The sequence below is a fragment of the Citrobacter sp. Cpo148 genome, assembly GCF_030332375.1.
GTDB lineage: Bacteria > Pseudomonadota > Gammaproteobacteria > Enterobacterales > Enterobacteriaceae > Citrobacter > Citrobacter portucalensis.
Genome location: NZ_JAOWHY010000042.1, coordinates 184,037 through 198,046, shown reverse-complemented (window position 1 = coordinate 198,046; position 14,010 = coordinate 184,037). Strand labels below are relative to the sequence as shown.

Below are 14,010 nucleotides of genomic sequence, written 5' to 3'. Positions count from 1 at the left end.
GCTTAGTCCTGTAGGCGAGCAATCTCTTCGCCAAATTCTTTGATGTCTTCGAAACTCCGGTAGACAGAGGCAAAGCGGATGTAGGCGACTTTATCGAGCTTTTTCAACTGCTCCATCACCAGGTTGCCAATCATCTTGCTCGGCACCTCACGCTCACCCGTCGCACGCAGCTGTGATTTGATATGGTTTAACGCCATTTCGACGTCATCTGCGCTGACAGGCCGTTTCTCAAGCGCTCTGAGCATGCCGCTGCGCAGCTTTTCTTCATTAAAGGGTTCACGCACATCGTTGCTTTTCACAACGCGCGGCATGACAAGTTCAGCCACTTCAAAAGTGGTGAAACGTTCGTTACAAACCAGACACTGCCGACGGCGGCGTACCGAGGAGCCCTCGCCTACAAGACGAGAGTCAATTACCTTAGTGTCTACGGCGAAACAGAATGGGCAATGCATACGGCGTCCTGTACCTCAGTGGTTAACAGAATCTATTTTACCCTGAACTGCCGTGACAACAAAGGCGCTGCGCTTTTGAGACAAAGGATCGATGCCTTCGTGCTCAGTGCACACTACCATTATGCTATCGCGACAATGAAGGAAGTAATCACAATGACAAGACGTTACCTAAGAATTCTCCTGGTGGGAAGTCTCTTTAGTCTTAGTGCCTGCGCACAGCAAAGCGAAGTACGCCAGATGCATCAAAGCGTTAGCACGTTGAATAAAGAGATGACGCAGCTTAATCAGGAAACGGTAAAAATTACGCAACAAAATATGTTGAATGCAAAATCAACCAGCGGCGCCTATCTGCTGCCCGGCTCCAAAACCCCGGCACGACTGGACAGCCAGATTGGCACCTTACGCATGTCGCTGGTGAACATTGCACCGAACGCCGATGGTACGCGACTGACGCTACGAATTCAGGGTGAATCCAACACGCCTTTACCCGCCTTTAGCGCCACCGTCGAGTACGGGCAAATTCAGGGCACCACGGACAACTATCAGGAAGTGAACGTTCATAACCAATTGGTCAACGCTCCGGCGAGTATTCTAGCTCCCAGCGACGTAGACATTCCGTTACAGATGAATGGCCTCACTCCAGATCAGTTAGGATTTGTGCGCATCCACGACGTCCAGCCTGTTAGCCAATAAACTTTTTTGCGGAACGTTTTGTGCGTTCCGCAACATCACTCCGCTTCTTTTTGTTACTCCCCTGACATAACCGATATTTCTGGTAAAACTTGGCAACATTCATGGGAGCCAGTACAATTCGCCGCCTAAAGTACGCAAACGTGAACGCAATCGATTACGTAAATGATAGAACTGTGAAACAAGACATATTTTTGTGAACAATGATTTTTATAATAGGCTCCGAAGAATTACGAAATATTTAGAAACGCAAATTGCGCATTTTTCACTCCCGAAAGGGATTTCAAACAGTGGCATACATATGAAAAAAACATTACTTGCAGCCGGTGCAGTGCTGGCGCTCTCCTCGTCTTTTACTGCCAACGCAGCAGAAAATGACAAACCGCAATATCTGTCCGACTGGTGGCACCAAAGCGTTAACGTGGTGGGTAGCTATCACACCCGTTTCTCCCCGAAACTGAACAACGACGTGTATCTTGAATACGAAGCGTTTGCCAAAAAAGACTGGTTTGACTTCTATGGCTACATCGATATTCCGAAAACCTTCGACTGGGGTAACGGCAACGATAAAGGTATCTGGTCTGACGGTTCCCCGCTGTTTATGGAAATCGAACCGCGTTTCTCCATCGACAAACTGACCGGTGCTGACCTGAGCTTTGGTCCGTTCAAAGAATGGTATTTCGCCAACAACTACATCTACGATATGGGTGATAACAAAGCCAGCCGCCAGAGCACCTGGTACATGGGTCTGGGTACCGATATCGATACCGGTCTGCCGATGGGTCTGTCCCTGAACGTGTATGCTAAATACCAGTGGCAGAACTATGGCGCATCCAACGAAAACGAGTGGGATGGCTACCGTTTCAAAGTTAAATACTTTGTGCCGATCACCCAGGTTTGGGGCGGCCAGTTGACCTACATCGGCTTCACCAACTTCGACTGGGGCTCAGATTTGGGTGATGATCCGAACCGCACCAGCAACTCTATCGCGTCCAGCCACGTCCTGGCGCTGAACTACGATCACTGGCACTACTCCGTCGTAGCGCGTTACTTCCATAACGGCGGCCAGTGGAAAGGTGGAGATACCCTGAACTGGGGCGAAGGCGACTTCAGCGCGAAATCTACCGGTTGGGGTGGTTACCTGGTCGTAGGTTACAACTTCTAATCCAGACAATGTCTCGCAGATAAGCCAGCTTAACCGCTGGCTTTTTTATGGCTGGTCTTCACAGCGTACTTTACGCAAAAAGTCACTTAGCGAGCGATCTGCCGATTCGCGAAAATGCCTGTCGAGTGGCGTAATCTTCAGACATCGATCAACGCGAAAGCAACGATAATCGTCACGCTTCTCGCACCAGCCAACCAGCAGCCAGTGCTCGCCCCAGAAAAATAATCCCAGCGGCTGAACGTCGCGCCAGGAGAGGTTCCCGGACTCATCGCGATAATGCAGCGCCAGCACCTGCTGTGCTGAAACCGCGCGATGTATGAGATCGAAGGCACTGCGTGAATGCGGCTGATTACCAAAATCTGGCGCGAAAATCCGCGTTTGCTCGGCTCTGCGCCGACTCTCTGGCGGCAATATCGCCAACACTTTTTCCTGCGCGGATTCCAACGCCTGTGAGAGTGAATCCCCACCCCATGTTTTCAGCAATCGAATCGCTACCATCAATGCTTCTGATTCGTGATGCGTTAACATCAACGGCGGTAGATCAAACCCGGCCATTAAGCGGTATCCGCTGCCCACTTCGCCTTCAATAGGCACACCGGATAAAGAGAGATCGCGGATATCGCGATAAATCGTCCGTTCAGAAACCTCAAGACGCTCTGCCAGCAGCGCCGCCGTTGTCACTCGCCTGCCACGCAGGATTTGCACAATCTGAAACAAGCGGTCGGCGCGTCTGCTCATTTTAATCCTCAGTGCTGAAAATATTACGCGGGTTGATGTAAACCAACACGATTGCCTTCGCTGTCAGTAAATAGAGCAATCGTACCAATGTCCTGCCCCAGTTCTAGTGGGCCAAACACGCACTGACCGCCAGCAGTAGCGACGCGTTCAAGCGTTGCAGCCAAATCGTCCGTATGCAGATAAATGATAGCGCCCTGCGTTGAAGGCGTAATACCGTCAAATTTAGCCAGCGCCCCGCCGGGAGCGGGATCCTGATGCGGAAATACGGCGAGCTCAGCGCAGTCCATGTTCTCCCGGCGCAAAGAAACCTGCATTACTGGCTCATAAAAAGCGATGGCGCGGTCCATTTGTGCCACGGGGATTTCAAACCAATTAATTACATTGCTCATACTTCCTCCTGCCTGTGTGGGTAATCTCAGGAGGACTATATGACAGGGCTACTGACAGCATACTGTCAGTAGTGTGGCGACAGGAAAAGATAATTACCTGTCGCTAATTCACAGGCAAAAAAAATCCCGACCTTGCGATCGGGATTCCAGTATCTTCACTCCTGGATGGGTTAAGGCAGAATCGACGGTTGATCCGCCCCTTCTTTCTCGACCTTCTGCTGCAGCATGTGCTCACGCTTCATACCCAGCTTCAGCGCCAGCGCCGATGCCACGTAGATAGAAGACGCAGTACCGATGGAAACACCGATCAGCATCGTCAGCGAGAATCCTTCCAGTACCGGACCACCGAACAGGAACAGCATCAGAATAACCATCAACGTTGTACCGGACGTAATCAACGTACGGTGCAGCGTTTGAGTCAGTGACACGTTAAAGATTTCGTAAGGCGTACCGCGACGAATTTTGCGGAAGTTTTCACGAATACGGTCAGATACAACGATACTGTCGTTCAGCGAGTAACCGATTACCGACATCAGTGATGCGACGATAGTCAGGTCAATCTCGATATGGAACAACGACAGGATCCCAAGTGTGATAATCACGTCGTGCGCCAGCGCGATAACTACCCCTGCCGCCAGTCGCCATTCAAAGCGGAAACCGACGTACACCAGGATGGAGATCAACGCCGCCATCAGCGCCATCGCACCGGTTTGCGCCAGGTCTGCACCCACGCTCGGCCCCACGAATTCAATTCGCTTCACCGCGGCGTTTTGGTTGGTGGATTCGTTAATCACACTCAACACTTTGCTACCCAGCACCTGACCGCCGTCTGCACCTTCAGTTGGCGGCATACGCACCATAATGTCGTGGCTGCTGCCGAAGTTCTGCAGAAGCGGATCAACGAAGCCCGCTTTCTCCAGCGCATCGCGCATCACGTCCATATCGGCCGGTTTTTCCAGCGTGATTTCAATAACCGTACCACCGGTGAAATCGAGACCCCAGTTAAACCCGCGTACGCCCATCACCACGATGGCCGCAATCAGCAGGAAACCTGAAATGCCGAAAGCCCAGTAGTCCCAGCGCATAAAGTCCCAGACTTTACGGCCGTGGTTCAATTGTTCAACAGTATATTCCTGTGCCACTTCGCACTCCTCAGATTGACAGCTTTTTGACGCGCTTGCCGCCATACAACAGGTTTACGATGGCACGTGTACCGACAATCGCGGTAAACATCGACGTCGCCACACCAATACCGGTAGTAATCGCGAACCCTTTAATTGCCCCGGTGCCAACTGCGTACAGGATGATGACCTTGATCAGCGTCGTAATGTTCGCATCAAAGATGGAGCTAAATGCGCCCGCATAACCTTCATTGATGGCCTGCTGCACCGAACGCCCGTTACTCAACTCTTCTTTGATACGTTCGTTGATCAGTACGTTCGCATCGACCGCGACGGCAAGGGTTAAGACGATCCCCGCAATCCCCGGCATACTCAGCGTAGCCCCCGGCAGCAACGACATAATACCGACAATCAGCACCAGGTTAGCAATCAGCGCACTGGTCGCAATCAGACCGAACTTCTTATAGAAGAAGATCATGAACAGGATAGACACCACCAGACCGGCCAGACATGCTTCCAGACCCTGTTTAATGTTCTGCATACCCAGGGTTGGGCCGATGGTACGTTCTTCAACAATCTGAATCGGCGCAATCAACGCACCGGCACGTAACAGCAGGGAAAGCTGGCGTGCTTCGTTCGGGTTGTTGATACCGGTGATACGGAAGCTGTTACCCAGGCGAGACTGGATATTGGCGATGTTAATCACCTCTTCCTGCTTCACCAGTACTGCACGACCGTTGGCATCTTTCTTACCGCTGTCTTTGTACTCCACGAACAGGGTCGCCATCGGCTTACCGATGTTGTCCTTGGTGAAGTTGGACATGATGTTACCACCTGCGCTATCCAGCGAGATGTTAACCTGCGGCTGATTGTATTCGTCCTGGCTGGAAGTGGAGTCGGTGATATGGTCACCGGTCAGGATCACGCGCTTGTACAGCACAACCGGCTGACCTTCACGAGATTGTTTCACTTCCGAGTCACCCGGTACACGCCCGGATGCCGCAGCAGACTGGTCAACGTTGGTATTTACCAGACGGAATTCCAGCGTCGCGGTTGCGCCCAGAATTTCTTTCGCACGCGCGGTATCCTGAATACCCGGCAGTTCGACCACAATGCGGTCAGCACCCTGACGTTGTACCACCGGCTCAGCAACACCCAGTTGGTTAACACGATTACGCAGAATGTTGATGTTCTGCTGTACCGCGTATTCACGGGCTTCGCTCAGGCGCGCATCGGTCATTACCGCACGCAGAGCATTGCTGCCCTGGCTGGAAATAACCAGATCCTGGTGACGTTTGCTCAGGTAAGAGATAGCTTCATCACGGGCGCTGCTATCACGGAAAGTGATGCTCAGACCGTAGTTATCTTCTTTGCGAACGGTAGTATAAGGAATGCCTTTTTCACGCAGATCGCTGCGCAGGCTATCGATATTTTGTTCCTGCAACTTACTCAGCGCGGTGTCCATATCCACTTCCATCAGGAAGTGAACGCCGCCACGCAGGTCAAGACCGAGTTTCATCGGTTCTGCGTGAATGGCAGCCAGCCAGCGCGGGGTTGCCGGAGCAAGGTTAAGCGCCACGACGTACTGATCGCCCAGTACGCCCATTAATACTTCACGTGCGCGCAGTTGGGTATCAGTGGAGTCGAAGCGCGCGAGAATAGCACCCTCTTCCAGAGCCACAGACTTAGGTGTGATTTTATCTTCTTGTAACGTTTTCTGGACCTGGATCAGCGTTTGCTCACTGGCGGCGGCACCGCGCACGCCAGTGATTTGAACAGCCGGATCCTCACCATACAGGTTGGGAAGCGCATAGAGCAGACCGACGACAATAACGACGATCAGCATGACATACTTCCACAAAGGATAACGGTTTAACACGGCAGTTCCCTTTGGGAAAACAATAAATTACAGCGCCTTCATGGTGCCTTTCGGCAGAACGGCAGCTACGAAATCACGTTTGATAACCACTTCAGTGGTGTCGTTCAGCGCGATAGCGATATAGCCAGATTCTGCTACTTTAGTCACGCGACCCACCAGACCACCGTTAGTCAGTACTTCATCGCCTTTCGCAATGGAGTTCATCAGGTTCTTGTGTTCTTTGGTACGCTTTTGCTGTGGGCGCAGGATCATGAAATAGAAAATCAGACCAAACACCACCAGCATCAGAATCAGAGACATCGGGCTGCCCTGCGCCGGAGCACCTGTTGCCGCTACCGCATCAGAAATAAAAAAGCTCATTCAAATTCCCTCATTATTAAAATTAATCAACGTTCACAGGTGGAACTGGTCTACCCTGACGTTGGTAAAAATCGGTCACGAAGCTCTCTAATTTACCCTCTTCAATAGCCTTGCGTAAACCCGCCATCAAACGCTGGTAGTAGCGAAGGTTATGAATCGTGTTGAGTCGCGCGCCCAATATTTCGTTGCAACGGTCGAGATGATGCAAGTAAGCGCGCGAATAATTGCGACAGGTGTAACAATCACACTCAGCATCGAGCGGACTGGTGTCGCTTTTATGTTTCGCGTTACGAATTTTTACCACGCCGTCAGTCACAAACAAATGACCATTACGGGCATTTCGCGTTGGCATCACGCAGTCAAACATATCGATACCGCGACGCACGCCTTCAACCAGATCTTCTGGTTTGCCGACGCCCATCAGGTAACGCGGTTTATCTGCCGGAATCTGCGGGCAAACATGTTCCAGAATGCGGTGCATATCTTCCTTCGGCTCACCGACAGCCAAACCGCCGACAGCGTAGCCATCAAAGCCGATATCTACCAGACCTTTGACGGAGATATCACGTAAATCTTCGTAAACACTGCCCTGAATGATGCCAAAAAGCGCATTTTTGTTGCCAAGACTATCAAAACGGTCACGGCTGCGCTTCGCCCAACGCAAAGACATCTCCATTGAGCGTTTAGCATAGTCCCAGTCGGCCGGATACGGTGTACATTCATCGAAGATCATCACGATATCGGAACCGAGATCGTATTGAATCTCCATCGACTTCTCGGGATCGAGGAAAATCGGATCGCCATTGATCGGGTTACGGAAATGCACACCCTGCTCGGTTATCTTACGGATATCGCCCAAGCTGAACACCTGGAAGCCGCCGGAGTCGGTGAGGATCGGCCCTTTCCACTGCATGAAATCGTGCAGATCGCCGTGCAGTTTCATGATTTCCTGACCCGGACGCAGCCACAGGTGGAAAGTGTTGCCGAGGATAATCTGTGCGCCGGTCGCTTCAACTTCTTCCGGCGTCATGCCTTTTACTGTGCCGTAAGTACCGACCGGCATAAAAGCAGGCGTTTCTACTACGCCACGATCAAAAACCAGGCGGCCACGGCGAGCGCGACCGTCTGTGGTATCCAGTTCAAATTTCATTTTTTCTCCTGCATCAGAGAGACAGTCTGATGATTAAACTTTCCCCACGGAATCACTCCACGGAGTAAAAATATATTAACCCACTGGCGAAGGCGCAATCGGCGCAGCCAGTTTGGGGTGCGACCAGCGCACAGCCACCGGAGCGTACACGCAGTACGTGAGGATGGCGAGCACTGCCCGACATCAAAATGGCAAGTGAGATAGCCTTCTCACGGTCGCTCAGAAATAGCCTGCGGATTGTACGTGATAAACATGGCATCCCCGTAACTAAAAAAGCGATATTCCGCTTTTACCGCTTCATGATAGGCGTGCATGGTGTTTTTATAACCAGCAAATGCGGAAACCAGCATAATCAGCGTTGATTCCGGCAGGTGGAAGTTGGTGACCAGAGCATCAATCACCTGATATTTATAGCCTGGATAAATAAAGATTTGTGTATCGCCGAAGAACGGCTCGATGAGATCGTTTTTGGCCGCCTGCGCCGCACTTTCCAGCGAACGCACGGAGGTGGTACCTACCGCAATCACGCGATTACCGCGCGCTTTCGCCGCCAGCACCGCGTCCACTACATCCTGCGGCACTTCCGCATATTCGGAATGCATAATGTGGTCTTCGATGGTGTCTACGCGTACCGGCTGGAAAGTACCCGCTCCAACGTGCAGGGTGACGAACGCCATTTCAATGCCTTTATCGCGCAGTTTAGCCAGCAGCGGATCGTCAAAATGCAGACCCGCGGTCGGCGCAGCGACGGCACCCGGTTTTTCGCTGTACACGGTCTGGTACAGCTCGCGGTCGGCGTCTTCATCCGGACGGTCGATATACGGAGGCAACGGCATATGGCCGATGGCGTTGAGGATATCCAGCACGCTGCGTTCGTCGTTAAACTCAACTTCAAACAGCGCGTCATGGCGGGCGACCATCGTCGCTTTAATACTTTCGTCGTCGCCCAGCAGCAGCTCGGCACCCGGTTTCGGCGCTTTCGAGGCACGAATATGCGCCAGAATACGTTTGTCATCCAGCATACGCTCGACCAGCACTTCAATCTTGCCGCCGCTGGCTTTACGACCAAACAGACGCGCAGGAATGACGCGGGTGTTGTTAAAGACCAGCAAGTCTCCAGGGTTGAGCTTATCGAGCAAATCGGTGAAAGTACCGTGCGTCAGCGCGCCCGTCGGCCCGTCCAAAGACAGCAAGCGGCAGCTACTGCGCTCAGCTTGCGGATAGTGGGCAATCAGGGATTCGGGTAGTTCAAAGGTGAAATCGGTAACGCGCATGACACTGACTCAGACTAAAATAAGAGGCGGGTAGTCTAGTGCCGGGGCGTTCTCCCTGCAACCTTTACCCCTCTGGATAAACGTTTAACTATGAATTTTCTTGCACATTTGCATCTCGCTCATCTTGCCGATAGCTCGCTTTCCGGCAATCTGCTGGCCGATTTTGTCCGGGGTAATCCGGAAACGCACTACTCGCCTGATGTGGTAGCAGGCATCTTCATGCATCGTCGTATCGACGTGATGACCGATAACTTACCGCAGGTGCGTGAAGCCAAAGAGTGGTTTCGTAGCGAAACGCGCCGCGTCGCGCCGATTACGCTGGACGTTATGTGGGATCATTTTCTGTCGCGCCATTGGTCGGAAATCTCCCCTGACTTCCCGCTGACGGACTTTGTGCGCTATGCCCGTACCCAGGTAACCACTATTTTGCCGGAATCGCCGCCGCGCTTTATCAATCTGAACAACTATATATGGTCAGAGAAATGGCTTGAGCGCTACCGGGACATGGATTTTATCCAGAACGTCCTGAACGGCATGGCCAGCCGCCGTCCACGGCTCGATGCCCTACGCGACTCATGGTATGACCTCGATACGCATTACGATGCGTTAGAAGAACGATTCTGGCAGTTTTATCCGCAAATGATGGAACAGGCGCGGTGTAAAACCCTTTGATCGAGCCCGCATTCCCCGCCGGATAAGCAGTAGCCGCCGTCCGGCAAAAGATTGATAGACAAAACCTGTCTCATTGATTGCCAGCGCCTCTTTGTCTTATTCCCGAACACTCTCTATACTGGCCCGCGTTGCGTTCCAAAAACCCCTTAACTTTGCAGGAGAATTATATGGTACTGGTAACTCGTCAGGCTCCGGATTTCACAGCAGCTGCGGTACTGGGTAGCGGTGAGATCGTTGAAAACTTCAACTTCAAACAGCATACCAACGGTAAAACCACCGTTCTGTTCTTCTGGCCGATGGACTTCACCTTCGTTTGCCCGTCTGAACTGATCGCATTCGACAAGCGTTACGAAGAATTCCAGAAGCGCGGCGTTGAAGTTGTTGGCGTTTCCTTCGACTCTGAATTTGTCCACAACGCATGGCGTAACACCCCTGTCGACAAAGGCGGCATCGGTGCAGTGAAATACGCAATGGTTGCTGACATCAAACGCGAAATCCAGAAAGCCTACGGCATCGAGCACCCGGAAGCGGGCGTTGCGCTGCGCGGTTCTTTCCTGATCGACGCTAACGGCGTTGTTCGCCACCAGGTGGTTAACGATCTGCCGCTGGGTCGTAACATCGACGAAATGCTGCGCATGGTTGACGCGCTGCAGTTCCACGAAGAGCACGGCGACGTTTGCCCGGCACAGTGGGAAAAAGGTAAAGAAGGTATGAACGCGTCTCCGGACGGCGTGGCAAAATACCTGACCGAGAACGTTTCCAGCCTGTAATTGGCATGAATCGACAAAAGGCCCGCAAATGCGGGCCTTTTTTATTGTTAGCAGATCCGATAAGCGATTAAAACGCGAAGCAGGAGCAGCCAAGCGCGCCCCAGAAAGCCCGGTCATCTGACACCGGAATCCCCGATTTCCGCGCAATATCATGCTGGTGACCGTGTACGCCGCAGCTGCCGCAGCACTGGTGCATCTGCACCATTGCGCCAATTTTCGCCGCAGCAGGTGGCGCTGAGCGATAATGCCCTGGCACCTTCACCACTGGCGACCAGTCCGGCACAATCGGAATAGCAGGTGGTGCCAGCGGGGTGAAATGCCCGGCGGCGTAAACCACTTTGCCATCAACAACGGTCATCACCGACTCGATACCTTTGATCTCTTCTTCCGGCACGCTGAAGTAATCTTTAGACAGCACCACCAGGTCGGCCAGTTGATCTTTCTCGATGCGCCCTTTCTTACCCTGCTCGCTGGAAAACCAGGCGCTCCCGGCCGTCCACAGTTCCAGGGCAACATCACGCGGCAGACGGTTGTTATCATCGTACATCGCCATCCCGCCAACGGTACGGCCCGAAACCAGCCAGTAGAGCGCGGTCCACGGGTTGTAGCTGGCCACGCGGGTGGCGTCAGTCCCCAGCCCGACCGGAACGTCAGCCGCCAGCATTTTCGCCACCGGCGGCGTATGTTTAACCGCGTCTTTGCCGTAGCGATCGACAAAATACTCTCCCTGGAACGCCATACGGTGTTGGACCGCAATCCCGCCGCCCAGTGCTTTTACACGCTCAATGTTCCGTTCAGTAATTGTTTCGGCGTGATCGAAGAACCAGTGCAGGCCATTGAACGGGATATCACGATTAACTTTCTCAAATACGTCCAACATTCGGCTGATAGATTCATCGTAGGTGGCGTGCAGGCGGAACGGCCAGCGATGCTCCACCAGGTGACGAACCACGCGCTCCAGCTCATCTTCCATCCCCTCCGGCAGATCCGGACGTGGCTGAAGGAAGTCTTCAAAATCCGCTGCAGAAAAGACCAGCATTTCCCCCGCCCCGTTGGCACGATAGAAGTCGGTTCCCTGCCCTGGCTTGAGCATATCGGTCCAGCGTTCAAAGTCTTCCAGTTCCTGCTTCGGACGCTGGGTAAACAGATTGTAGGCAATACGTACCGTCATCTGTTTGTTAGCGTGTAACTGCTCAATGATCTCGTAATCTTCCGGGTAGTTCTGGAAGCCGCCGCCCGCATCGATGGCGCTGGTCAGTCCCAGACGGTTCAGTTCACGCATAAACTGGCGGGTCGAATTAACCTGCATTTCCAGCGGCAGTTTTGGTCCCTTTGCCAGCGTCGAGTAAAGGATCATGGCGTTCGGTTTAGCGATCAGCATTCCGGTCGGGTTGCCGTTGCTATCACGCACAATCTCACCGCCCGCCGGATCCGGCGTCGCTTTGGTATAGCCAACCGCTTTCAACGCGGCGCGGTTGAGCAAAGCCCGGTCGTAGAGATGCAGAACAAAAACCGGAGTATCCGGAGCGGCTTCATTCAGTTCTTCGAGGGTTGGCATGCGACGTTCGGCAAACTGGAATTCACTCCAGCCGCCCACCACGCGTACCCATTGTGGCGACGGCGTTCTGTCAGCCTGGTCTTTGAGCATGCGTAGCGCGTCCGCCAGTGACGGCACGCCTTCCCAACGCAATTCCAGGTTGTAATTCAGTCCACCACGAATAAGGTGCAGGTGCGAATCGTTCAGGCCCGGAATCACCGTATGTCCTTGCAGATCGACAACCTGCGTCCCTTCGGCGGCAAAGCTCATTACCCGTTCGTGGCTACCGGTCGCCAGGATCTTTCCGTTGGCGATCGCCACCGCCTCGACCTGCGGACTTTGCCTGTCGAGAGTATGAATTTTTCCGTGTGTCAGAATCAGTGTGGCAGTTTGAGACATAACAATCTCCTGAGATACCGGTCAGGCTTTTTTCAGCCATCCGGCAAACAGACGGGTTACGATGGGCATCCAGAACCAGACCACCAGCGCAACCACAAAGGCATCATTGATGAGATGCAGGAGTAACGAGCCCTTCATTGCAGGCAACACAATGCCGGTCAACCACGGCACCAGATTGGTACTGGGAAATATCACCAGCAGGGTTATCAGAAACTGTTTCCAGCGTTTGGGCTGGCGTACATGGGGCGCGGGCGGCGTAAACCAGAATGCTGCTTCGGTACGAACTTCGGTTTTGTCACCTTCCGCCAGCAGTGGAGCAATCTCTTCGACCAACACGCGGCGCGTATCGGACTGGGTCCAGCTATACAGATGCTCAAGCGTGTCGAAGCGGATAATGATGTTCCACAGGTTGTTGCCATCTGCCGGGCGAATCACGTTCGCCCCGAGATGACCGGGAAATTCAGCCGCTACAGGCATGATTTTCCCCAGCCACTGCTCATACCGCTGCGCCTGCTCAGGTAGCAGAGTGTGAGTAATTACCAACGTCACATGTTTGTTCTGCGCCATGAAGGGTTCCTTGTTGACAGGAAACAGGCCGCTTAGGCCAGGAAAGCAATACACAAAATCATTCATGGTGCATCGAGGCGGCAAGGTTGTGGATCCCCGGGAGCTTACATAAGTAAGTGACCGGGGTACGCAAGCGAAGCCAACAAAGATGCAACATGAAGGATGACATGTATTTAAGCTTTACGTTCCGGCGCGCCATGCACCATGGTATAGGCATAATCCACGCCCATACCGTAGGCGCCGCTGTGCTCGCGTACCAGATCCATTACGGCGTCGTAGGTTTCTTTGCGGGACCAGTCGCGCTGGTACTCGAGAAGAACCTGTTGCCAGGTTACGGGTACGGCACCTGCCTGTACCATGCGGTCGATAGAACGCTCATGAGCATCTACGGACGTGCCGCCGGAGGTATCCGTTACCACATAAACTTCATAGCCTGCCTCCAGTGCCATCAGCGCCGGAAAAGTCAGACATACTTCGGTCCACAGCGCGGAGATAATCAGTTTTTTACGCCCGGTCGCTTCCACCGCTTTCACAAACGCCGCATCTTCCCAGGAGTTCATTGAGGTGCGTTCAATGGGTTTGACATCAGGATGAACCGCTAACAATTCCGGCCAGATATATCCGCTAAAACTTTTGGTTTCTACAGAAGTATAAATCACCGGAACATTGAATATTTTCCCGGCTTTCGCTAATGCCACGGTATTATTTTTTAAAGTCTGGCGATCAATATTCGCCACACCGAATGACATTTGCGGCTGATGATCAATAAAAATAAGCGTAGAGTTTTGAGGGTCAATCAGTTCCCGAATAGACATAGCACACCTTCTTAATCAATAAGTTAAAAGGC

General features: G+C 52.7%; 15 protein-coding genes. 4 read left to right on the top strand and 11 right to left on the bottom strand.

Annotation, left to right across the window (positions count from 1 at the left end; translation table 11 throughout):
• Positions 1-2: 2 nt before the first annotated feature.
• Positions 3-452, bottom strand: a complete 450-nt coding sequence (gene nrdR, locus OGY10_RS07560) for a transcriptional regulator NrdR (protein ID WP_003021571.1) — start codon at positions 450-452, stop codon at positions 3-5.
• 153 nt (positions 453-605) lie between these two features.
• Here nrdR and OGY10_RS07555 point away from each other — a divergent pair, with 153 nt between their 5' ends.
• Both OGY10_RS07555 and OGY10_RS07550 read left to right on the top strand, forming a co-directional pair.
• Positions 606-1,145: a SadB/YajI family lipoprotein gene (locus OGY10_RS07555; RefSeq protein WP_032944319.1), complete on the top strand. Its 540-nt coding sequence runs from the start codon at positions 606-608 to the stop codon at positions 1,143-1,145.
• Between the two features lie 298 nt (positions 1,146-1,443).
• On the top strand, positions 1,444-2,307 hold the full coding sequence (locus OGY10_RS07550; protein WP_003021561.1) for a nucleoside-specific channel-forming protein Tsx: 864 nt from the start codon (positions 1,444-1,446) through the stop codon (positions 2,305-2,307).
• A 45-nt stretch (positions 2,308-2,352) separates the two neighbouring features.
• Here the strand turns inward: OGY10_RS07550 and OGY10_RS07545 are convergent, their stop codons facing one another.
• The 7 genes from OGY10_RS07545 to queA form a co-directional block, all read right to left on the bottom strand.
• Positions 2,353-3,045, bottom strand: coding sequence for a helix-turn-helix transcriptional regulator (locus OGY10_RS07545; RefSeq protein WP_032942528.1), 693 nt, complete (start codon positions 3,043-3,045; stop codon positions 2,353-2,355).
• A 23-nt stretch (positions 3,046-3,068) separates the two neighbouring features.
• Entirely contained in the window at positions 3,069-3,434 is a 366-nt protein-coding gene (locus OGY10_RS07540) for a VOC family protein (RefSeq protein ID WP_008783926.1), read from the bottom strand.
• A 170-nt stretch (positions 3,435-3,604) separates the two neighbouring features.
• Positions 3,605-4,576, bottom strand: a complete 972-nt coding sequence (secF, locus tag OGY10_RS07535; protein ID WP_003021550.1) for a protein translocase subunit SecF — start codon at positions 4,574-4,576, stop codon at positions 3,605-3,607.
• A gap of 10 nt (positions 4,577-4,586) precedes the next feature.
• Positions 4,587-6,434, bottom strand: coding sequence for a protein translocase subunit SecD (gene secD, locus OGY10_RS07530; protein WP_003021547.1), 1,848 nt, complete (start codon positions 6,432-6,434; stop codon positions 4,587-4,589).
• A 27-nt stretch (positions 6,435-6,461) separates the two neighbouring features.
• A complete protein-coding gene (gene yajC / locus OGY10_RS07525) occupies positions 6,462-6,794 on the bottom strand; it encodes a preprotein translocase subunit YajC (RefSeq protein WP_003021544.1) in 333 nt (110 codons plus the stop codon).
• 22 nt (positions 6,795-6,816) lie between these two features.
• Positions 6,817-7,944: a tRNA guanosine(34) transglycosylase Tgt gene (tgt, locus tag OGY10_RS07520; RefSeq protein ID WP_003021535.1), complete on the bottom strand. Its 1,128-nt coding sequence runs from the start codon at positions 7,942-7,944 to the stop codon at positions 6,817-6,819.
• Positions 7,945-8,153: 209 nt separating this feature from the next.
• On the bottom strand, positions 8,154-9,218 hold the full coding sequence (gene queA, locus OGY10_RS07515) for a tRNA preQ1(34) S-adenosylmethionine ribosyltransferase-isomerase QueA (protein WP_032942525.1): 1,065 nt from the start codon (positions 9,216-9,218) through the stop codon (positions 8,154-8,156).
• A 90-nt stretch (positions 9,219-9,308) separates the two neighbouring features.
• Here queA and acpH point away from each other — a divergent pair, with 90 nt between their 5' ends.
• Entirely contained in the window at positions 9,309-9,890 is a 582-nt protein-coding gene (gene acpH, locus OGY10_RS07510) for an ACP phosphodiesterase (RefSeq protein WP_003830978.1), read from the top strand.
• Between the two features lie 167 nt (positions 9,891-10,057).
• Positions 10,058-10,660 (top strand): peroxiredoxin, encoded by a 603-nt coding sequence (locus tag OGY10_RS07505; protein ID WP_003021524.1) that lies wholly within the window; start codon positions 10,058-10,060, stop codon positions 10,658-10,660.
• A gap of 67 nt (positions 10,661-10,727) precedes the next feature.
• On the opposite strand, the gene OGY10_RS07500 is transcribed toward OGY10_RS07505, so the two are convergent.
• The 3 genes from OGY10_RS07500 to OGY10_RS07490 form a co-directional block, all read right to left on the bottom strand.
• Positions 10,728-12,596, bottom strand: a complete 1,869-nt coding sequence (locus OGY10_RS07500; RefSeq protein ID WP_100272841.1) for an amidohydrolase — start codon at positions 12,594-12,596, stop codon at positions 10,728-10,730.
• A gap of 21 nt (positions 12,597-12,617) precedes the next feature.
• Entirely contained in the window at positions 12,618-13,163 is a 546-nt protein-coding gene (locus OGY10_RS07495) for an antibiotic biosynthesis monooxygenase (RefSeq protein ID WP_191226334.1), read from the bottom strand.
• A 173-nt stretch (positions 13,164-13,336) separates the two neighbouring features.
• Positions 13,337-13,978, bottom strand: a complete 642-nt coding sequence (locus tag OGY10_RS07490) for a hydrolase (RefSeq protein ID WP_003021513.1) — start codon at positions 13,976-13,978, stop codon at positions 13,337-13,339.
• Positions 13,979-14,010 lie beyond the last annotated feature (32 nt).